The sequence below is a fragment of the Variovorax sp. GW822-FHT04A09 genome (genome assembly GCF_058801005.1).
The window spans coordinates 211043-229117 of sequence record NZ_JBXAMV010000003.1 but is presented as its reverse complement, the minus strand read 5'-3'; the positions used below and the strand labels follow the sequence as shown (position 1 = coordinate 229117).

Below are 18075 nucleotides of genomic sequence, written 5' to 3'. Positions count from 1 at the left end.
TGAAAAGGTATGCGCTTTTTATGCTGCGCAGATCCCCGGTTCTCCGTCCTGCTCCCTTCTGCGCCGCCATCCATGTCCAACCTTTCCTCCCGCTCTTCCCGCCGCCTGATGGCGTTCCTGCCCACGGCTGTCCTGCTGCTGGGCCACGGCCTCGCGCAGTCGGCCGAACTCTCGCCGGCCCAGGCCGAGCGCCATGCGCAGGGCACCTACCGCGAGTACTTCGAGCTGCTGGCCCTGCCCAACGACGCCACCGTGCCGGAAGACATCCGCAAGAACGTCGACTGGCTGGAGCAGGCCTTCCGCAAGCGCGGCTTCACGACAAAGCAGCTGCCCAACAGCGGCAAGCCGATGCTCTACGCCGAGTTCCCGGGCAGCGACCCGGCGCGCAAGACGGTGCTGTTCTACATGCACCTCGATGGCCAGCCGGTGATCCCCGCGCAGTGGGCGCAAAAGAGCCCATGGACACCCGTGCTCAAGCGCAGGACGGACAAGGGCGAGTGGGAAGAGATCGACGCGGCCCCGCTCTTCAGCGGCCCGCTGGACCCCGAGTGGCGCGTGTTCGGCCGGGCCTCGGCGGATGACAAGGGCCCGATCATGATGTTGCTGGCGGCCATCGACGCGCTGAAGGCCGGCGGCGGCCAGCCGGCGGTCAACGTGAAGGTGATCCTCGACAGCGAGGAAGAAAAGGGTTCGCCGTCCATCAGCCAGGTCATGCAGGCGCACCGCGAGCTGCTGCGCAGCGACGCCATCGTGATCCACGACGGCCCCATGCACGCCACCAACCGGCCCACGCTGGTGTTCGGCAACCGCGGCGCGGCCGATGCGCGGCTCACCGTGTACGGCGCCAAGGTGCCGCTGCACAGCGGGCACTACGGCAACTACGCGCCCAACCCGGCCCAGCGCCTGGCCAGCCTGCTGGCCACGATGAAGGACGACACGGGTCGCGTGACCGTGCCCGGCTACTACGACCGCGTGAAGATCGGCGAGGCCGAGCGCAAGATCATGGCCGCCGTGCCCGACGACGAGGCCGCGCTCAAGCGCCGCCTGGGCATCGCCCGCACCGACCGGGTCGGCGCCAACTACCAGGAGGCGATGCAGTACCCCTCGCTGAACGTGCGCGGCATGGCCTCGGCGGCCGTGGGCGACAAGGTGGCGAACATCGTCCCCGACAAGGCCGAGGCCGAGATGGACCTGCGCACCACGCCCGACTCCGATGCGCCCTACCTGGGCAAGCTGATCGAGGCGCACATCGTCAAGCAGGGCTACCACCTCGCGAAGGGCGCACCTACCGACGAGGAGCGCGCCCGCTACGACAAGATCGCCAGCTTCAGCTACCGCAGCGAGGGCGCCGACGCGGCAGGCTCGCCGATCAACTCACCCATCGGCCAGTGGGCCTACAAGGCGCTGACCGACACCTTCGGCACCACGCCCGAGCCGGTGCGCATCCGCATGATGGGCGGCACCGTGCCGACGGCGGAAATCGTGCGCGTGCTGCAGGTGCCGTTCGCGATCATTCCGCTGGTGAACGCCGACAACAACCAGCACGCGGCGAACGAGAACCTGCGCATGGGCAACTACGTGACCGGCGTGCAGACGGTCTACGCGTTGATGACGCACGGGTTCTGAGCCCCCGGACGGGGCGGGTGCCCGTCAGGCCCCCTTGCCGGGCTTCTGCGCCTGCTCGCAATTCACCTGGACCAGCTCGCGCTGGTCCAGCGTCGCGCCGAAGCGCACCGCACTGAGGCAGCCGCCCCACACGCAGCCGGTGTCGGTCGAGAGCAGGTCGGGCCGCGAGAGCCAGCCCAGCGTCGACCAATGGCCAAAGGCGACCGTGGCCGCAGCCGTCTTGCGGCCCGGCACGTCGAACCACGGCAGGTAGCCCTCGGGGCCGGGAATGGCGCCGTCCTTGCTCTCGAACTCCATCACGCCCTCGGGCGTGCAGTAGCGCAGGCGCGTGAGCGCGTTGACGATCACGCGCAGCCGCGCATGGCCCGTGAGCGCGTCGTCCCAGTGGTCGGGCGTGTTGCCGTACATCTCGTGCAGGAAATCGCCCAGCGCGGGCCCGCGCAGCACCGACTCGACCTCCGACGCCAGCGCCAGCGTGTCGCCCACCGTCCACTGCGGCAGCACGCCGGCATGCACCATGAGCAGGTCGCCGCCGCCGATCTGCATGTGCAGCGCCATGTGCTGCTGGCGCAGCCAGTCGAGCATCGCTTCGCTGTCGGGTGCGGCCAGCAGGTCGGCCACGGTGTCCTTGCGGCCGCCCTTGCGCACGCCGTGCGCCACGCCCAGCAGGTGCAGGTCGTGGTTGCCCAGCAGGCTGCGCGCCGAGGCGCCGTAGCCCTGCAGGCGGCGCAGCACCGCGGCCGAATCGGGGCCCCGGTTGACCAGGTCGCCGAGCACCACGAGGGTGTCGCGGCTGGGAGAGAAATCGATCTTGTCGAGCAGCCGGCCCAGGGGGGCATCGCAGCCCTGGACGTCGCCGATACAGTAAAGTGACATTCCCTCATTCTCTCCCCCTGTTCATGGATGTCTTCCTGCTGGCCTTGCTGACCACCCTCAATGCGGTGTTCGCAATGTCCGAAATGGCCCTTTCCACCAGCCGCCGCGCACGCCTCGCGGCCTTGGCCGAAACGGGGGACACCGGGGCCGAGGCCGCGCTGAAGCTGATGGAATCGCCCACGCAATTCCTCTCGACCGTGCAGATCGGCATCACCTCGATCGGCATGCTCAGCGGCATCGTGGGCGAGGCCGCCTTCGCGGCGCCGCTCGCGGTGTGGATGGAAGGCCTGGGCATGGGCGCCGGCACCTCCAGCATCGTGTCGACCGCGGTGGTGGTGACCTGCATCACCTTCTTCACCATCATCTTCGGCGAGCTGGTGCCCAAGCGCATCGGCCAGCTGTACCCCGAGCCGGTGGCGCGCTTCGTGTCGCGCCCCATGCGCGGGCTGGCCAAGGGCGCCAAGCCCTTCGTGTGGCTGCTGGCCGGCGCCACCGCCACCACGCTGAAGCTGCTGCGCATCGACGCCAACGCCGCGCGTTCGGTCACCGAAGAAGAAATCTCGGCCAGCCTCGAAGAAGGCGTGGACGCCGGCGTGATCGAGCAGCACGAGCACCAGATGGTGCGCAACGTGTTCCACCTGGACGACCGCCGCCTGTCGTCGCTCATGATCCCGCGCGCCGACATCGAATGGCTCGATGCCTCCAACACCGTGGCGCAGGCGCTGCAGAAGGTGGCGGACGCCGCGGCGCTCAACCTCGTGCATTCGTGGTACCCCGTGTGCCGCAACTCGCTGGACGACGTGGTCGGCGTGATCAGCGTGGCGCACCTGCTGCGCCTGGGTTCCGGCCACAAGGGCGTGCTCGGCCAGGAGGCCACGCCCGCCGTGTTCGTGCCCGAGACGCTCACCGGCATGGAGCTGCTCGAGCAGTTCCGCACGCGCGCCGGCCGGCTCGTGTTCGTGGTCGACGAGTACGGCGTGGTGCAGGGCCTCATGACCCCGCGCGACCTGCTCGAGGCCATCACGGGCGAGCTGCAGCCCGGCATGCAGGCCGACGCCTGGGCCCACCAGCGCGCCGACGGCATGTGGGAGCTCGACGGCCTCATGCCCGTGTCGGAACTGCGCGCGCGCCTGGGCATCCGCGAACTGCCCGATGAAGAGCGCGGGCGCTACAACACCGTGGCGGGCCTGCTCATGTCCGTGTCGGGCCACCTGCCCGCCGTGGGCGAGCACATCGACTGCGCGGGCTGGTGCTTCGAGGTCGTGGCGCTCGAAGGGCGTCGCATCGACCGCGTGCTGGCGTCGCCGGACCCGGCCGCGCCGCAAGAAGACTGAAGAGGAGGGCGCGGCCATGCTGTCGCTGCTTGCACTGAGTTGCCCCCAATGCTCGGCCCCGCTGCCGCGCGCGGCGCGCTGGCGCACCGTCAATTGCGGCTACTGCGGCGCCACCATCACGCGCGGCACCGAGACCGTCGAGCGCGAGAGCTTTCGCGCCGCCTGGCGCCGCGCCAACGCGGCGCAGCTGTCGGACACCGGTCGGCTGCTGCAATGGCGCGGCGCGCACTACCGCGTGCTCGCGCCGCTGGGCCAGGGCGAACACAGCGAGGTTCTGCTGGCCGAACGGCTGGGCGCCGTGCCCGAGCGCGTGACGATCAAGCTCGCGCGCGACGCGGCGGGCGACGTCGTGCTGACGCGCGAGGCCGCCGTGCTGCAGGCGCTGCAAGCCCTGTCGGTGCCCGGCGCGGCCTACTTCACGCGGCGGCTGCCGCAGCCGCTGGGCCTGGGCGTGGCGCTGGGCCTGGGCGATGGCGAACGGCAGGCGCTCGTGCTGCGCCACCCGACCGGTTTCTGGGGCAGCCTGCAGGAAGTGCAGCAGGCCAATCCGCAAGGCATCGATGCGCGCCATGCCGTCTGGCTCTGGCGGCGCATGCTCGAGGTGCTGGCCTTCGTGCACGGCGCCGGCTGGACGCACCGCGCGCTCGTGCCCGCGCACGCACTCGTGCATCCGCGCGACCACGGCGTGCTGCTCATCGGCTGGTCACAGGCGAAGCAGGACGTGTCGGGCGGCGCCATCGGGCGCGACCTGATGGCGTCGGCGCGCAGCGTGCGCGCGCTGCTGTCCGACAGCGCCACCTCCGCGCCGCTGGCCGCCTTGCTGCGCGAGTGCAGCGACGACGCCGTGGCCTGCGAGCGCCTGGGCGCGCAGGGCATCGAGCAGGCGCTGTCGGTCGCCTCGCGCGAGGCCTTCGGGCCGCCGCGCTTCGTTCACTTCGACCCCGCGCCGGCCGGCTAGCCGCCAGCTTTTCACTTTTTCCTCACGAAGGAGCACGTCCATGGGTTACGGAAACTACTCGCACGCCGCCCACGCGGCCATCGTGGCCGACCGCGCCGCCAAGTCCGGCAGCGAAGTCTTCACGCAGACCGCCACGCACGCGCTAATGAACCCGCAGGGGCTCAAGGTGCGCGAGTCGCGCGACAACGCCGACCACCCGAACTCGCTGGGCATCGCTTTCGCGCTCGACGTCACCGGCTCGATGGGCGACATCCCGCAGACCCTGGCGCGGCGCGAGCTGCCGACCTTCATGAAGCTGCTGACCGACTGCGGCGTGGCCGACCCCCAGCTGCTGTTCATGGCCATCGGCGACGCCACCTCCGACCAGGCGCCGCTGCAGGTGGGCCAGTTCGAATCGACCGCCAACCTCATGGACCAGTGGCTCACCTGGAGCTACCTCGAAGGCGGCGGCGGGGGCAGCGGCGAAGAAAGCTACGAGCTGGCCTTCTACGTCATGGCGCAGCACACCGACATGGACTGCTGGGTGAAACGCAAGAAGCGCGGCTACCTGTTCGTCACCGGCGACGAGCTGCCGTACCCGGCCGTGTCGCGCCACCAGGTCGAAGGCCTCATCGGCGAGAAGCTCGACGAGGACATTCCCATCGAAGAAGTCATCGCCGCCGCGGCCGAGACCACGCACCTGTTCTTCCTGATCCCCGACGCGCAACGCCGTCGCCGCTGCGAGCCGCGCTGGCGCGAGCTGCTGGGCGACCACGTGATCTGCATGGACTCGCCCGACGACGCCTGCGCCGTGGCGGCCGGCATCGTCGCGCTCACCGAGAAGGCCGTGCCCAGCCTCGACGCGCTGGCGGGGGTGATGGCCGCCACCGGCATGGCCAAGGAGCGCGTGGGCGGCGTGCTGCATGCGCTGGACGGCTACGCCGCGCTGCTCGACCCGACCGCACCGCGCCGCGCCACGCCGGCCGCCGGCAACGGGGCGCGCAGCTCGTGGTGGAAGCGACTCTTCGGCTGACGGCCTGCCGTTGACTTCGACGCGCTACGTCTCGCTGCTCGGCCTCGGTTTCGGCGACTGCGGCAAGGGCCGCTTCACCGACTTCCTGTGCGGCGCCTGGGGCGCGCACACCGTCGTGCGCTTCAACGGCGGCGCGCAGGCCGGCCACAACGTGGTGCTGGCCGACGGCCGCCACCACACCTTCTCGCAGTTCGGCGCGGGCAGCTTCCATGCCGGCGTGGCGACCGTGCTCGCCAGCCCGGTGGTGGTGCACCCGACGGCGTTGCGTGTCGAGGCCGAGGTGCTGCAGCGCGCGGGTGTGCCCGACGCCTTCGCGCGCCTGTTCATCGATGCGCGCTGCCGCGTGACCACGCCGTTCCACCAGGCTGCTGGCCGCCTGCGCGAATGGGCACGCGGCACCGCTGCGCACGGCAGCTGCGGCGTCGGCGTGGGCGAGACCGTGCGGCAGGCGCTGGCCGCGCCTGAAATGACGCTGCACTACGGCGACCTTGTTCACCCCGCGCGCACGCTCGACAAACTCGAAGCCCTGCGCCTCGCGCTGCACCGCGAGTTCGCGAACGCGCTGCCTTCGTCGACCGAGGCCGCGCAAGAGCTGGCCGTGCTCGCCGACGCGTCACTCGCACAACGCTGGCTCGACGCCGTGCAGCCCTGCCTGCGCCAGTCGCCGCCCGCGAGCGCCGACGCCATCGGCGAACGGCTCGCGCGTGCCGGCACCGTGCTGTTCGAAGGCGCGCAGGGCGTGCTGCTCGACGAGTGGCGCGGCTTCCATCCGCACACGACCTGGAGCACCGTCTCCACCACGGCCGTCGAGGCGGTGTTGCGTGATGCTGGCATCGCCGCGCCCGTGCAGCACCTGGGCGTGCTGCGCAGCCACTTCACGCGGCACGGCGCCGGTCCGCTGCCCACGCACGACCGCGCGCTCGATGCGCGGCTGGCCGAGCCGCACAACGCCGACGACGGCTGGCAGGGCGCGTTCCGCCGTGGCCACCCCGACGCGGTGCTGCTGCGCTATGCGCTCGCCGCCGCCGGGCCGCTCGACGGGCTGCTCGCCAGCCACCTCGATGCGCTCACGCACGCGGACCTGCGTTGGTGCGCCGGCTACCGCGATGCCGATGGGCGCACGCTGTCGTCGCTGCCACTCGGCGATGCGACCGACCTGGACCACCAGCACGCGCTCACCCGCCTGCTGGAAGGCGCCCAACCTTTGTACGAATCGCAATCCGTCGCCCACGCCCCCGATTGGGTGCGGCGCGTGGAAGCCCTCAGCGGCCTGCCCGTGCGCTTCGGTGCGTTCGGCCCGGTGCGCGAGGCCGTCCGCGCGCGCGACCTGCTGCGCTGACCTGATGAGAAAGCCCGCGTGACCCCCAACCTCTTCCTGATCGCCGGTGCCGTGCTGAGCGCCATCGTCGCGCTCTTGCACATCTGCGTCATCTTCGGCGGCCCGGCCTGGTACCGCTTCTTCGGCGCGGGCGAGCGAATGGCCGCGAGCGCCGAGGCGGGCCACCTGTACCCCGTGGCCGTCACGCTGGTCATCGCCGGCATGCTGGGCGTGTGGGCCGCCTACGCGCTGGCAGGCGCCGGCGTGCTGCAGCCACTGCCGCTGCAGGCGCTGGTGCTGCCTGCCATCACCGCCGTGTACCTGCTGCGCGGCCTTGTCGCCGTCGCGATGTGGCTGTTCGACCGGCGCCGCCTCAGTGCTTTCTGGGTGTGGAGCTCGCTCGTGTGCTTCGTGTACGGCGTGGTGCACCTCGTCGGGCTCGCGCAGGTCTGGGACACGCTCTGACGATCTGGCCGCCGCGGCACTCAAGCAGAATCAGAACCGACAAGCGTCTCTCCGTTTTCCTTCCCCCACGACACACACCATGACCACTCCTGAAGACATCTACACCGAACCCCCCGCCGATCCCGACACGCTCGCCAACCTGGGCCCGCTGCGGCCGATGGCGGGCATCTGGGAGGGCACGAAGGGCGTCGACGTCAAGCCGAAGAAAGACGGCCCGAAGACGCAGGTCTACGTCGAGCACTGCGAGCTGCAGCCCATCGACGCGCAGACCAACGGCCCGCAGCTGCTGTACGGCCTGCGCTACCACACCTACATCCACAAGCCCGGCCTCACCAAGATGTACCACGACCAGGTCGGCTACTGGCTGTGGGAGCCGGCCACCAGCACCGTGTTTCTCACGCTGGCCATTCCGCGCGGGCAGGTGGCCATGGCCAGCGGCCACGTGAAGCCCGGCGACACCGAGTTCACGCTCAGCGCCGAGCACGGCAGCCTGGTGAACGGCATCGTGTCGAACCCGTTCCTGGAGCGTGCCTTCACCACGCTGGCGTGGAACATCACGGTGAAGATCAACGCCGACGGCACCTGGTCGTACGACCAGGACACCGTGATGCAGATCCTGGGCCAGGCCGAGCCCTTTCACCACACCGACCGCAACACGCTCACGCGCGTCGGCGAGCCGGGGCTCAATCCGCTGGCGAAGATGGGCTGAGGTCCGTCAAGCGGCGGGCGGCTTCGGCGTGCGCAGGCGCCGCAGCCGCACGGTGAGCTCCTTCACCAGCTGAAGCTCCCCGCGCCGCTGCGCCACCTCCAGCGCCTGCGCGAACGAGGCTTCGGCCTTCGCTGCGTCGCCGAGCGCCAGCGCGAGCAGGCCCTGCAGCCGCCACGCAGCGGTGAACTCGGGGTCGAAGGCGAGCGCCTTTTCGACATGCATCAGCGCCGTGGGCGCGTCGTCGCGCCGGTGGTGCGCCAGCGCCAGGCTCATGCGCAGCAGGGCGCCGTCGCGGCCGGCGGCCAGCAGGCGCTCGAGCACCTCGGGGGAGGGGCCGGGTGGGGTGGTGGCGGTGTTCATGGCATTCGTTCGACCTTCCTTGAGGGACTTTGAGCGCCGGCCGGCGGTTGCGTCAATATCAAAGAATAATCTTTGATATTTAAAAACGCAGGCACCCCGATGAATCTCCCTACCTCCGTCTGGCTGTTCCAGTCTCTCCACGCGCTGGGCATGGCGCTGTGGCTGTCCATTGCCGTGCGCAACAACTGGCGCGGCTTCGCGGGCTCGGTGTTTGCGGTCGGCGGCACGATGTCGATGGCGCCGTTGCGCGTCGATCCGGCCATCGACACGCCCTTGCTCACGCGCGCCATCCGCTCGGTGGCGCTGCACCGCGCGGCGTTGTGCGTGGTGCTGGCACTGCAGTTGGCGGCGGCGCTGGCGTTCTGGGCCGGCAGCGCGATGCTGGTGGTCGGCGGCGACCTGACGGCCGCACGGCCGTGGCTCAACCTGGGGCTGGCCGGCTTTGCTGCCTTCCTCTTCGCGATGCACCTGGGCGGCCTGTGGTTCGGCTACTGGATACGGCAGGAGGGCCTGCAGCTCACGCACCTCGTGCTGCTCTTGTGGGTGCTGGCGGCGTTCTTCCTGTTCAACCTGTCATGGCACTGATGCCGCCTTCGTCCTACGCGCGCGGTGAGGCCACGCCCACAGCCCGCGCGACGCGCTGCATCCACCATCGGTCCTCATGAACAGAGTGATTCTTGCGTTCCTGGGTGGGGTTGCCTGCGCTGCCGCCGTGGCGGCCATCGCGGAGCCCGTGAGAGTGCCCGTCGACAGCGACGACAAGGGCACGGCCTACATCGCGCCCAATGTGAACTCCACCGAAACCTCGGCCCGCACGAACGGCGCCACGGTCGGCGTGCAGCGCCCCGACGGCAGCGCCCTCGAAGCCGGCACCGACACCTCGGGCAAGCGGCCCACCTATTCGGTGGGCGCCAAGACCGGCGGCGACGTCTCCTTCTCGGGCGGCGCGCATTCGGACGGCAAGGCCAACACCGGCGTGAAGGCCGGCGTCACCATCAAGTACTGATCTTCAGCACGGGGTCAGACCATCGTCGCGTAGACGATGAAGCCCTCGTGCTTTGCCATCTTGTCGTAGAGCATCCGCCCCGCCGCATTGGTCGTGTGCGTCTGCCAGTACACGCGGTGTGCACCCGCGCGTCGCACCTGTTCGTACACGCCCTCGATCAACTGCCGGCCCACGCCCTGGCCGCGTTCGGACGATTGCGTGAACAGATCCTGCAGGTAGCAGTTGGGCTCGATGCGCGTCGTGCTGCGGTGGAACAGGTAGTGCACCAGCCCCACCAGTTGCCCCTCGCGCTCGGCCACCAGCGCATGCACTGGCTCGTACGGATCGAAGAAGCGCTGCCACGTGACCTGCGTGATCGCCTCGGGCAGGGCCGTGGGGCCCTCGCGGCCGTAGAAGGCGTTGTAGCCGTCCCAGAGCGGCTTCCATGCGGCGAAGTCGTCGGGCGTGGGCGGGCGGATCAGGAGCGCGGGCGTGGTCATGAGGTCAGGGGGCCTTTGCATTGGGCACGGATGTGTTGCGCGCCGCGATGGCAGCGGCGGTGGTCGCGGCGTTGACAGGGCAGGCCGGCAACGCCACCGGCACTGCCGCGGGCATGGGTTCGGGCACCGGCCCCATCGATTTTTCGAGAAAGTCGAGCATCGCGCGCATCGCCGCGCTGTTGTGGCGGCGCTGCGAGTACGCGGCATACAGCCAGTGCTCGTGCGGCATGTGGTCGCGCAGCACCGGCACCAGCGCGCCGCGCTCCAGGTGCGACTGCGCCAGCGGCTCGGGCACGTAGGCCACGCCCACGCCGCGCAGCGCCAGCTCGATCAGCGCCACCGCGTCGTTGGCCTCCATGCGGCTGTGCACCGCCACGTCGTGCGGCTGGCCGTCGGTTTCAAAAGGCAGGTGCGTGGTGGGCATCGGCGAATAGCTCAGCACGTCGTGCCGCGCCATGTCCTCGGGCACCTGCGGAATGCCGCGCTGCGCCCAGTAGGCGGGCGACGCGCACACTACCATGTCGAAGCGCACCAGCCGGCGCACGATCAGGTTCATGTCGTCGATGCGCCCGCCCGTGAGGTGGATGTCGATGCCTTCCTCGATCAGGTCGATGTCGTGGTTGGTGAAATTCAGGCTCACGTACACGTCGGGATAGAGCTTGATGAACTCCGCGATCACGTCCGAAAGCCAACCCGCGATGAGCCCGTGCGGCGCGCTCATGCGCAGGCGCCCGCGCGGGTGCGAGCCGTGCGCCTGCAGGTCGTTGAGCGTGTTCTCTGCCATCGTCACCAGCTCGGTGCTGCGCTCCAGCAGCACCTCGCCCGCGTCGGTGAGGCTCAGGGAGCGGGTCGAGCGGTTGAGCAGGCGCACGCCGCTGCGCGCTTCCAGCTCGGCCACATAGCGGCTGACCGTGGCCTTGGACATGCCCAGCGAGAGGGCCGCGCGGGAAAAGCTGCGCCGGAACGCGACTTCGCGGAACGTTTTGATGAGATCGAGACCATCCATAGATCGGCGCATTGTTCCAGCATCGGGGGAGGGGGCACGGGTCGTAGGGGCATCCCGGTTTTGCGCTGCGAAGGGGGTGGGGGTGCGTGGCTATACTGCGGCCGTCACGTCAAAAACAGGCGTGACCGGGATTGGCGTCCCGTGTAACTGCTGCGACGAAAGCCGCAGATTTCTCCGCAGAGACTCTGTGGCTTTGTCGTTCGTGCCTCCATTTTTTGGCGGCTCGAGCAGGGAGCCGCGAGGCTCGCCGGTTTGCGCAAGCAGTTCCCGGTACGCCAACCTGTTCGAGCTGCCGCCCTCAATTGGCGTTGGGTGCGACGGTTGTTGCAAACCGAACTGCCTGGAGGCCACGCATGGCTCTCGCCCCTTCCGTCACAGCCGAATCGCTCGCCTTGCAGGCCTGCGATGACCTCGACAGCTTTCACATGGTGCGCCGCGCGTATGCGTGCATCGAGAAACTCATCGTGCCGCAACACGTGAACGACACCGACGATGTGTACCCGACGCGCACCGAGCTCGGCGCGCTCGTGCGGCTGGTCAACGAAGAACTGCAGCGGCGCATCGAAGCCGCCGAGGCCACGCTGCAGTCGCTGCGTGCTGCCGTGGGCGATGCCCAGCGGGGCTGACGGTTCAGGCGGGGCGCTCGCCGTTCTCCGCCGGCGGTCGCGGCTGTCGCTGCTGTAGCGTCGTCGAGATGCCGTAGAGCGCCAGCATGCCGAGCACGTGCCCGATGGCAACGCCCGGCTCCCCCGATTCGATCCGCGCGATCGTCTGGACATGAACGCCCAGGCGCGTGGCAGCAGCGGCCTGGCCCTCGCCAGCGGTGGTGCGCGCCAGCTTGGCGGCAGCCTCGAACGCCTTGATCGCTTCGATCGCGTCGTCCCCAATGTCGGAAGAGATTCGTTTTCCTTTGGCCATGGGGTGATTGTGTCCGCTCCTGGCGAAGGTCGGTAGAGAGGCTTCCGCGCAGAGGGCGCACTGCGCGGCGCGCTTCGGCACAAAGGCTGTTGGCGACGTTCTCTCGATGAGCTGCGCGATTGTTCCTACTCTGTGTTTTACAGTCAGACATGCGACATCTTCTTGTGCCACTTGTTTTTGCGCTTTGTGCTGCGTGCTCCGTCCCAAAACAACCGTCGACGGCTTCCGCGTCTGCGAACGTTGCGGCCGACTTGCGAGAGGGGCCAGCTGCGTTCGCCTCGAAGCAATTGCTCTTGGGCAAATGGCGTCACATTGATCTGGTGAAGATCGTGAACGGGACGCGGCTTGTACCGCAGCCCAGCAACGGAGAAAGTTTTGCGGAGTTCGGACCAACTACATGGTCTTCAACCGGCCCAAACTTTCGATCTGCCGGGACCTACAGGTGGATTGACGATCAAACCATCGAAACGACCATCATTGAGTCGAATCTGGCAATTCAGCTTGGAATGGTTTCCAGGAAGCGCGTGGAATTTGATCAAGGGAAATTGCAGTTGATTGTTGAGCAGACAGCCGCTGAGCTAGCGAAGATCATGCCGCCGTCGGCTGGTACCAGTCAGCAGACCGACATCATTGTGATTACACGTTTCGCGCGAGCCGGTTCATAGCGACGGAACTTGGCTGGTCGAGGTGCAGTGCAGCTCGAACAGGTAGTACGTTCAGGGCCGCAATGTGGAACCGCTTATGGCCCGATCGTTGTGAGCGCGTCCGACAGAAAGTCGACCAGAACCGGACGTGCAATCGCAGCCTCCAATCTCAAGTCTCTGGCGTATCCCCAGCCATGCACCTAGTCAGCCTGTCAGTACTTGCCCCCGAGGATGTTCACGCGATCTGGTGCCTGGCCGCATCGCCCGCTGTGGATGTTCAAGGCACCGCCGCCTGGTCGTTCGAAGGAAATGGCATTCGCACGCGCACGACGTTCCTCAAGGCATTCCAGGAACTGAACCTGTCCGTCATCGAGCTGCCGAATCTCCTGAACACAAGCGAACGTGTGTGCGATCTCGCAGGCTATCTCGACCCGTTCTATGACATCTACGTCATCCGGGAGTCGAACCATGAACGCCTCGCGGAGTTCGCTGCTTCGTCCCGCAGGCCGGTCGTCAACGCGATGTCGAACGCCGGCCATCCATGCGAAGTTCTTACCGATGCCTGCTTCATCGAAACAACCATGGGCCCGATTCAAAAGGTGCGTATCTGCCTTTGGGGGCCGCCGACCAACGTGTTTCGTTCATGGCACGAGCTGGCAGGCGTGATGGGCCTTTCGCTGGTTCATGTCTGCCATGAGAGCTTCCACGAGACCATCCCCAGCGTAGCCTTTTCATCGTCTTCCCCAGAAGCGGCGGACGTGGTCATCACCGATGGCTGGCCTCGGAGCACGGAGCAGTTGAGCCGTCCGCTGTCCGTCGAAGATCTGGCTCGGATGGGCAACCCCGTGCTGTTGCCGACGCCACCGTTTACTGTCGGTGGTGAACTTTCGGTGGACCCTCGTCGCTATCCGAACTTCGCCGGCTACGAGCAGAAGAAGCTCCTCTTGCCGGTGCAAAGAGCGGTGCTTCAACATCTGCTTGCAAACTGAATCGACCGGGGTCGGTTGGTCGAGTGTTGGACGGAATAGAGTCGAAAAAAACCTGAACAGCCTATGAGCGAGGACTTCATCTCCGTCAGCCGATTGCTTGTCGACGACGCATGGAACAACCCCGACAAGTGGGAAGTCAACTTTGCCTCTGCGCAAGCGTTGCTCTCGAAGGCGCTCGTTGAATCTCCTGGCAATGTCCTTGCCCTGACGTGCTTGGGCGCCGTGCTTTCCGATCAAGGCAAGCACAACGAGGCTGCATCCGCCCTGCAACGTGCAGTCGAACTCGGCTCCACCGATCGGAACACGTTCTTCAACCTCGGCGTGGCAACGATGAACTTCGGCTCACGCGCGAAAGCCATGTCTGCATTCCGTGGGGCCGAAGGGCTCCAGGCTTCGCCGCTGTCGTGGCCGGCATACTTTGATGCGCAGGCCCATTGAGCAGCACATGCCGGTTGAAGTACGGTGATGCCATGAATACGACCGAAAAAAGCCGCTCGTTGACCGTCTCTGAACGTGCGCTCGCCCAGTGGATGTTGGAGAACGGCCTTCCCGAGGCTCGGACATTTCTGGCGCAGTTGGAGTTGGCGGAAGTTACCCCGTGGCGGTGTCCATGCGGCTGCGCAAGCATCAATCTTCAGATCAAAGGCCATCCTCCTGCGCCTCCGGGCGTGCACATCCTTGGGGACTTTCTCTGCGGCCCTGTTGATGCGCCGGCAGGTGCATTCATTTTCGAGAGCGGAGGTCTGCTCAGTGGGATCGAGGTCTATTCGATGGCCACTGATGCGCCTTCGGTGCTTCCTCTTCCGCCGCTGCGCCCGTTGGGTTAGGGCAGAGGGCGGCCACCGAGCTCCACTACCATCCCCCACGCACCGCGCACACAGCGCCTGCTTCGCCCAGGGCCACAGACCTGCACCTTCCCACCCCAAGCAAGGAGACCCGCATGAGAACGCTGAAAATCATGGAGCACATCTCGCTGGATGGCGTGATCCAGACCTCGGGCGAAGACGGCTTTCCCTACGCGGACTGGACCACGCCCTACCGCAGCCCCGCCGGCCGGGATGAAGTGCTCGCCGCGCATGGCGAGCGCTTCGATCTGCTGCTCGGGCGTCGCACCTACGACATGTGGTCGGACTACTGGCCCAAGGCACCGAGCGGTGCGATGGCGGATGGACTGAATGCAGCAACCAAGCATGTCGTGACCCACCGCCCCGAGAGCCTGGCATGGGGCCCGTTCGAAAGCGTGGGGCCGGACGTCGTCGAGGGCGTTCGCCGCCTCAAGTCGCAGGCGGGCCCGAACCTGATCCTCTGGGGCAGTTCCTCGCTGACATCGACGCTGCTGGAGCATGGCCTTGCCGATGAAGTGCTGCTGGTCGTCTATCCGGTGCTGCTGGGGGCTGGAAAGCGCTTTTTCGCGCAGGGAACGCCACCCCGCGCCTTCGAACTCGTCACCACGAAAGCAATGCCATCAGGCATCCTCCTCAGTGCCTACAAAGTCGCCGGTCCTTTGAAAGCCGGGTAGTCGAACAGTCCGACATCACAAACGAAATTCGGCGTCACGCCAGACCCATCTGCCCCGTCCAAACGCCTCATGAACACCTCCAGCCTTTCCGCCGCCCGCGCCTATGCACTCAGCATGCACGGCGCGCAAATGTACGGAGCGCACCCGTACTCGCACCATCTGGATGCCGTTGCGCTGACCCTTCTGCCGTACGGTCAGGAGGCTCAGGTCATCGGGTATCTGCACGATGTGGTTGAAGACACCGACGCGACACTTGCTGAAGTGCGTCTGCGCTTCGGCGATCAGGTTGCTGCGTGCGTTGCACTCCTCACGGATGAGCCTGGCGCGAACAGGAAGGAGCGCAAGTCGAAGACCTACGCGAAGCTGGCCAGAGTGACAGGGGCGGAGGAACTGGCGCTGGTCGTGAAAGTGGCTGACCGCCTCTCGAACGTTCGAGCCTGTGTGGCCGATGCCCATCGCGACCTGTGGAACGTCTATCGTGGTGAGCATGAAGTGTTCAAGGCCGCTGCATTTCGGGCAGGCCTCTGCGATGCGCTCTGGTCTGAACTCGACGAGCTGATGAGCGATGAGAAGCAGCCACGGAACGCGAGCAAGGCCGAAAGCTGACCAGGGTCGAACCCTGTTGCTTCTGACCACTTATCCCACTCATTCACAGAGAACACATTGATCCACCGCATCCGCACGGCCCTCGCGGCCTGCACCTTGGGCGCCGCGGCACTGGCCGCTTCCGCGCAGGTCAACATCGGCTTCATCGGCACGCTCTCCGGCCCCGGGGCCGCGCTCGGGCAGGAACAGTACGACGGCTTCATGCTGGCGGTCGAGCAGCGCCAAGGCATGCTCGGCGGCGTTCCCGTGGCGGTCTTCAAGGAAGACGACCAGCACAACCCCGAGCGCGGGGCGCAGCTGGTGCAGAGCCTGATCGAGAAGGACAAGGTCAGCTTCATCACCGGTGTGACCTTCTCCGACGTGATGATGGCCATGGCCAAGCCGATGGCCCGAGCGGGCATGCTGTTCGTCGGCTCGAACGCCGGCCCCGCGCCGATTGCCGGCAAGCAGTGCAACACCAGGTTCGTCTTCGCCTCGTACCAGGACGAGTACCAGGCCGGGATCGTCGGACGCTACGCCGTCGACAAGGGCTACTGGAAGACGCTGTTCATTGCGCCCGACAACGCAGCGGGCAAAGACCAGCTGCGCGGCTTCAAGCGCTACTACTCGGGCGAGGTGGTGAGCGAAATCAACGTCAAGCCCGACCAGACCGACTACGCGGCAGCGCTGGCGCAGATCCAGCGCGTGGCGCCCGATGCGGTGGTGGCGTTTCTGCCGGGCGACATGGGCGTGAACTTCATCCAGCAGATGAACCGCTCGGGCCTGCTGAGCAAGGTGCCCTTGCTGACCGTGGGCACGGTCGACGGCACGACGCTGCCGCTGCTCAAGGATGCCGCGCTTGGTGTGCTGGCTGGCGCGGTCTGGGGCCCCGACCTGCCGAGCCCGACGAGCAAGGCTTTCGTTGCCGCCTTCGAAAAGAAGCACGGGCGCATTCCCTCGCAGTACGCGGCGCAAGGTTTCGATGCGGCGCTCCTGATCGACAGTGCGCTGAAGGAGACGAAGGGCTCCGTCGCCGATCGCGGTGCCCTGCGCAACGCACTCAACGAGGCCGACTTCTCGTCGGTGCGCAGTGGTTTCAAGTTTCTGCGCAACGGTTTCCCGGTGCAGGACGGGCACGTCTTCGTGGTCGCGAAGGACGCGCAGGGCCGCACGTCGCTCAAGCGGGTCGCCACGCCGCTGGAGGCGAACCCGGATGGGTACTGGAACGAGTGTCGGTAGAAAAGGGCCAGCGGCATCAGGCCAAGCCCCCGACGTTCGCAGCGCCTATGCTCGGCGTTCAAGAACAAACCCCGTCCGTCCCGGCCACCGCCGCGAGACCACAGCTTGACCATGCACCCGACCGGAACCCTGCGCGGCATCGCCGCGATGCTGTTGGCCTGCGCCTTCTTCGCCTGCATGGACGCGCTGCTCAAGACCCTGGCCGGGCACTACCCGCCGGTGCAGGTGATGGCGCTGCGCGGTCTCACGGCGCTGCCCCTGGTGTGCCTGTACATCGCCTGGCGGCGCGAGGCAGCCGGTGTTTTCAACCGTCGGCTGCGCTGGCGCCTGCACCTGCTGCGCACCGCGCTGAACATGACGATGCTGGTGCTCTTCGTCCACGGCCTGAAGACCCTGGGCCTGGCCGAGGCCTACACGCTCACCTTTATCGCGCCGCTGCTGATGGTGCTCATCGCCGTGCCGATGCTGGGCGAATCGGTGCAGCCGCGGCACTGGATCGCCATCGGGCTGGGCTTCGTCGGCGTGGTGGTCGCGCTGCGGCCCGAGCAGGGGGCCTTCCTTTCGACGGGCGCGCTGGCGATCCTGGTGGCCGCCGTCTGCTATGCGCTGTCGAACATGCTGGGCCGGCTCATCAGCCGCACCGAGCCGAGCGCCGCGCTGGTCTTCTGGACCACGGCGGGCATGGCTGTCGGCGGCAGCCTGCTCGCGGCGCCGCAATGGGTGCCGCTGCAGGCTGAGCACGCGTGGGCGCTGGCGGGCCTGGCCCTCAGCGGCTTCCTGGGCCAGCTGGCCATCGCCGAGGCCTTCCGCCACGGCCAGGCCGCGGCCATTGCGCCCTTCGAATACAGCGCGCTCGCGTGGGCGCTCGTGATGGACTGGGTGTTCTGGCAGGCCGCGCCCGATGCATGGACGCTGGGCGGCGGAGCGTTGATCGTTGCGAGCGGACTGTGGCTGGCGCGCAGCGAGGCGCCGAGGTCTGTACAGAAAAAGCAGAAGGCCGCCTGAGCCACTGGGCGGCTACAGTCGGCCGGA

Annotated in this window: 23 protein-coding genes; 18 read left to right on the top strand and 5 right to left on the bottom strand. The window is 67.5% G+C overall.

The window, feature by feature from the left end; all coding sequences use genetic code 11:
* Positions 1-72: 72 nt before the first annotated feature.
* Positions 73-1626, top strand: a complete 1554-nt coding sequence (locus AC1RLW_RS17570; protein WP_493194195.1) for a M20/M25/M40 family metallo-hydrolase — start codon at positions 73-75, stop codon at positions 1624-1626.
* A gap of 24 nt (positions 1627-1650) precedes the next feature.
* On the opposite strand, the gene AC1RLW_RS17565 is transcribed toward AC1RLW_RS17570, so the two are convergent.
* Positions 1651-2502, bottom strand: a complete 852-nt coding sequence (locus tag AC1RLW_RS17565; protein WP_493194193.1) for a symmetrical bis(5'-nucleosyl)-tetraphosphatase — start codon at positions 2500-2502, stop codon at positions 1651-1653.
* Between the two features lie 23 nt (positions 2503-2525).
* Here AC1RLW_RS17565 and AC1RLW_RS17560 point away from each other — a divergent pair, with 23 nt between their 5' ends.
* From AC1RLW_RS17560 to AC1RLW_RS17535, 6 genes are all read left to right on the top strand, one after another.
* Positions 2526-3836, top strand: a complete 1311-nt coding sequence (locus AC1RLW_RS17560; RefSeq protein ID WP_095744233.1) for a hemolysin family protein — start codon at positions 2526-2528, stop codon at positions 3834-3836.
* A gap of 16 nt (positions 3837-3852) precedes the next feature.
* Positions 3853-4794, top strand: coding sequence for a protein kinase family protein (locus tag AC1RLW_RS17555; RefSeq protein ID WP_493194191.1), 942 nt, complete (start codon positions 3853-3855; stop codon positions 4792-4794).
* A gap of 40 nt (positions 4795-4834) precedes the next feature.
* On the top strand, positions 4835-5806 hold the full coding sequence (locus tag AC1RLW_RS17550) for a VWA domain-containing protein (RefSeq protein ID WP_159274529.1): 972 nt from the start codon (positions 4835-4837) through the stop codon (positions 5804-5806).
* Between the two features lie 10 nt (positions 5807-5816).
* Entirely contained in the window at positions 5817-7145 is a 1329-nt protein-coding gene (locus AC1RLW_RS17545) for an adenylosuccinate synthetase (RefSeq protein ID WP_493194189.1), read from the top strand.
* Between the two features lie 18 nt (positions 7146-7163).
* Positions 7164-7589, top strand: a complete 426-nt coding sequence (locus AC1RLW_RS17540) for a hypothetical protein (protein WP_493194188.1) — start codon at positions 7164-7166, stop codon at positions 7587-7589.
* Between the two features lie 79 nt (positions 7590-7668).
* Complete coding sequence (locus AC1RLW_RS17535) at positions 7669-8298, top strand: FABP family protein (RefSeq protein WP_493194186.1); 630 nt, start codon at positions 7669-7671, stop codon at positions 8296-8298.
* 6 nt (positions 8299-8304) lie between these two features.
* Here AC1RLW_RS17535 and AC1RLW_RS17530 read toward each other — a convergent pair whose 3' ends face one another.
* Positions 8305-8658, bottom strand: a complete 354-nt coding sequence (locus tag AC1RLW_RS17530) for a hypothetical protein (protein ID WP_493194184.1) — start codon at positions 8656-8658, stop codon at positions 8305-8307.
* 99 nt (positions 8659-8757) lie between these two features.
* Between AC1RLW_RS17530 and AC1RLW_RS17525 the strand changes: the two genes are divergently transcribed.
* Positions 8758-9243, top strand: a complete 486-nt coding sequence (locus AC1RLW_RS17525) for a DUF2165 family protein (protein WP_493194183.1) — start codon at positions 8758-8760, stop codon at positions 9241-9243.
* 76 nt (positions 9244-9319) lie between these two features.
* Entirely contained in the window at positions 9320-9664 is a 345-nt protein-coding gene (locus AC1RLW_RS17520; RefSeq protein WP_307637332.1) for a hypothetical protein, read from the top strand.
* Between the two features lie 14 nt (positions 9665-9678).
* Here the strand turns inward: AC1RLW_RS17520 and AC1RLW_RS17515 are convergent, their stop codons facing one another.
* Positions 9679-10143, bottom strand: a complete 465-nt coding sequence (locus tag AC1RLW_RS17515) for a GNAT family N-acetyltransferase (protein ID WP_095744240.1) — start codon at positions 10141-10143, stop codon at positions 9679-9681.
* 4 nt (positions 10144-10147) lie between these two features.
* Positions 10148-11149: a LysR family transcriptional regulator gene (locus AC1RLW_RS17510; RefSeq protein WP_493194181.1), complete on the bottom strand. Its 1002-nt coding sequence runs from the start codon at positions 11147-11149 to the stop codon at positions 10148-10150.
* 353 nt (positions 11150-11502) lie between these two features.
* Here AC1RLW_RS17510 and AC1RLW_RS17505 point away from each other — a divergent pair, with 353 nt between their 5' ends.
* On the top strand, positions 11503-11775 hold the full coding sequence (locus AC1RLW_RS17505) for a hypothetical protein (protein WP_493194179.1): 273 nt from the start codon (positions 11503-11505) through the stop codon (positions 11773-11775).
* 4 nt (positions 11776-11779) lie between these two features.
* On the opposite strand, the gene AC1RLW_RS17500 is transcribed toward AC1RLW_RS17505, so the two are convergent.
* Positions 11780-12067 carry a helix-turn-helix domain-containing protein gene (locus tag AC1RLW_RS17500; RefSeq protein WP_493194177.1) on the bottom strand — a complete coding sequence of 96 codons (288 nt, stop codon included), beginning with the start codon at positions 12065-12067 and terminating at the stop codon, positions 11780-11782.
* 293 nt (positions 12068-12360) lie between these two features.
* On the opposite strand from AC1RLW_RS17500, the gene AC1RLW_RS17495 reads away from it, so the two are divergent.
* From AC1RLW_RS17495 to AC1RLW_RS17460, 8 genes are all read left to right on the top strand, one after another.
* Entirely contained in the window at positions 12361-12732 is a 372-nt protein-coding gene (locus AC1RLW_RS17495; RefSeq protein WP_493194176.1) for a hypothetical protein, read from the top strand.
* Between the two features lie 173 nt (positions 12733-12905).
* Positions 12906-13700: an ornithine carbamoyltransferase gene (locus AC1RLW_RS17490; protein WP_493194174.1), complete on the top strand. Its 795-nt coding sequence runs from the start codon at positions 12906-12908 to the stop codon at positions 13698-13700.
* A gap of 63 nt (positions 13701-13763) precedes the next feature.
* Positions 13764-14138: a tetratricopeptide repeat protein gene (locus tag AC1RLW_RS17485; protein ID WP_493194172.1), complete on the top strand. Its 375-nt coding sequence runs from the start codon at positions 13764-13766 to the stop codon at positions 14136-14138.
* Between the two features lie 32 nt (positions 14139-14170).
* Entirely contained in the window at positions 14171-14527 is a 357-nt protein-coding gene (locus AC1RLW_RS17480) for a hypothetical protein (RefSeq protein WP_493194170.1), read from the top strand.
* A 113-nt stretch (positions 14528-14640) separates the two neighbouring features.
* Positions 14641-15219, top strand: a complete 579-nt coding sequence (locus AC1RLW_RS17475; protein WP_493194169.1) for a dihydrofolate reductase family protein — start codon at positions 14641-14643, stop codon at positions 15217-15219.
* A 69-nt stretch (positions 15220-15288) separates the two neighbouring features.
* Positions 15289-15825 (top strand): HD domain-containing protein, encoded by a 537-nt coding sequence (locus AC1RLW_RS17470; protein WP_493194167.1) that lies wholly within the window; start codon positions 15289-15291, stop codon positions 15823-15825.
* A gap of 57 nt (positions 15826-15882) precedes the next feature.
* Complete coding sequence (locus tag AC1RLW_RS17465; RefSeq protein WP_493194165.1) at positions 15883-17043, top strand: ABC transporter substrate-binding protein; 1161 nt, start codon at positions 15883-15885, stop codon at positions 17041-17043.
* A 111-nt stretch (positions 17044-17154) separates the two neighbouring features.
* Positions 17155-18048 carry a DMT family transporter gene (locus tag AC1RLW_RS17460; RefSeq protein WP_095744248.1) on the top strand — a complete coding sequence of 298 codons (894 nt, stop codon included), beginning with the start codon at positions 17155-17157 and terminating at the stop codon, positions 18046-18048.
* Positions 18049-18075 lie beyond the last annotated feature (27 nt).

Excerpts from the sequence above, each read along its gene's own strand:
- AC1RLW_RS17550 (WP_159274529.1), top strand. The coding sequence starts at position 4,835 with ATGGGTTACGGAAACTACTCGCACGCCGCCCACGCGGCCATCGTGGCC.
- AC1RLW_RS17530 (WP_493194184.1), bottom strand. The coding sequence starts at position 8,658 with ATGAACACCGCCACCACCCCACCCGGCCCCTCCCCCGAGGTGCTCGAG.
- AC1RLW_RS17485 (WP_493194172.1), top strand. The coding sequence starts at position 13,764 with ATGAGCGAGGACTTCATCTCCGTCAGCCGATTGCTTGTCGACGACGCA.
- AC1RLW_RS17535 (WP_493194186.1), top strand. The coding sequence starts at position 7,669 with ATGACCACTCCTGAAGACATCTACACCGAACCCCCCGCCGATCCCGAC.
- AC1RLW_RS17505 (WP_493194179.1), top strand. The coding sequence starts at position 11,503 with ATGGCTCTCGCCCCTTCCGTCACAGCCGAATCGCTCGCCTTGCAGGCC.
- AC1RLW_RS17470 (WP_493194167.1), top strand. The coding sequence starts at position 15,289 with ATGAACACCTCCAGCCTTTCCGCCGCCCGCGCCTATGCACTCAGCATG.
- AC1RLW_RS17560 (WP_095744233.1), top strand. The coding sequence starts at position 2,526 with ATGGATGTCTTCCTGCTGGCCTTGCTGACCACCCTCAATGCGGTGTTC.
- AC1RLW_RS17480 (WP_493194170.1), top strand. The coding sequence starts at position 14,171 with ATGAATACGACCGAAAAAAGCCGCTCGTTGACCGTCTCTGAACGTGCG.
- AC1RLW_RS17460 (WP_095744248.1), top strand. The coding sequence starts at position 17,155 with ATGCACCCGACCGGAACCCTGCGCGGCATCGCCGCGATGCTGTTGGCC.
- AC1RLW_RS17515 (WP_095744240.1), bottom strand. The coding sequence starts at position 10,143 with ATGACCACGCCCGCGCTCCTGATCCGCCCGCCCACGCCCGACGACTTC.
- AC1RLW_RS17500 (WP_493194177.1), bottom strand. The coding sequence starts at position 12,067 with ATGGCCAAAGGAAAACGAATCTCTTCCGACATTGGGGACGACGCGATC.
- AC1RLW_RS17555 (WP_493194191.1), top strand. The coding sequence starts at position 3,853 with ATGCTGTCGCTGCTTGCACTGAGTTGCCCCCAATGCTCGGCCCCGCTG.
- AC1RLW_RS17565 (WP_493194193.1), bottom strand. The coding sequence starts at position 2,502 with ATGTCACTTTACTGTATCGGCGACGTCCAGGGCTGCGATGCCCCCCTG.
- AC1RLW_RS17520 (WP_307637332.1), top strand. The coding sequence starts at position 9,320 with ATGAACAGAGTGATTCTTGCGTTCCTGGGTGGGGTTGCCTGCGCTGCC.
- AC1RLW_RS17510 (WP_493194181.1), bottom strand. The coding sequence starts at position 11,149 with ATGGATGGTCTCGATCTCATCAAAACGTTCCGCGAAGTCGCGTTCCGG.
- AC1RLW_RS17570 (WP_493194195.1), top strand. The coding sequence starts at position 73 with ATGTCCAACCTTTCCTCCCGCTCTTCCCGCCGCCTGATGGCGTTCCTG.
- AC1RLW_RS17475 (WP_493194169.1), top strand. The coding sequence starts at position 14,641 with ATGAGAACGCTGAAAATCATGGAGCACATCTCGCTGGATGGCGTGATC.
- AC1RLW_RS17490 (WP_493194174.1), top strand. The coding sequence starts at position 12,906 with ATGCACCTAGTCAGCCTGTCAGTACTTGCCCCCGAGGATGTTCACGCG.
- AC1RLW_RS17525 (WP_493194183.1), top strand. The coding sequence starts at position 8,758 with ATGAATCTCCCTACCTCCGTCTGGCTGTTCCAGTCTCTCCACGCGCTG.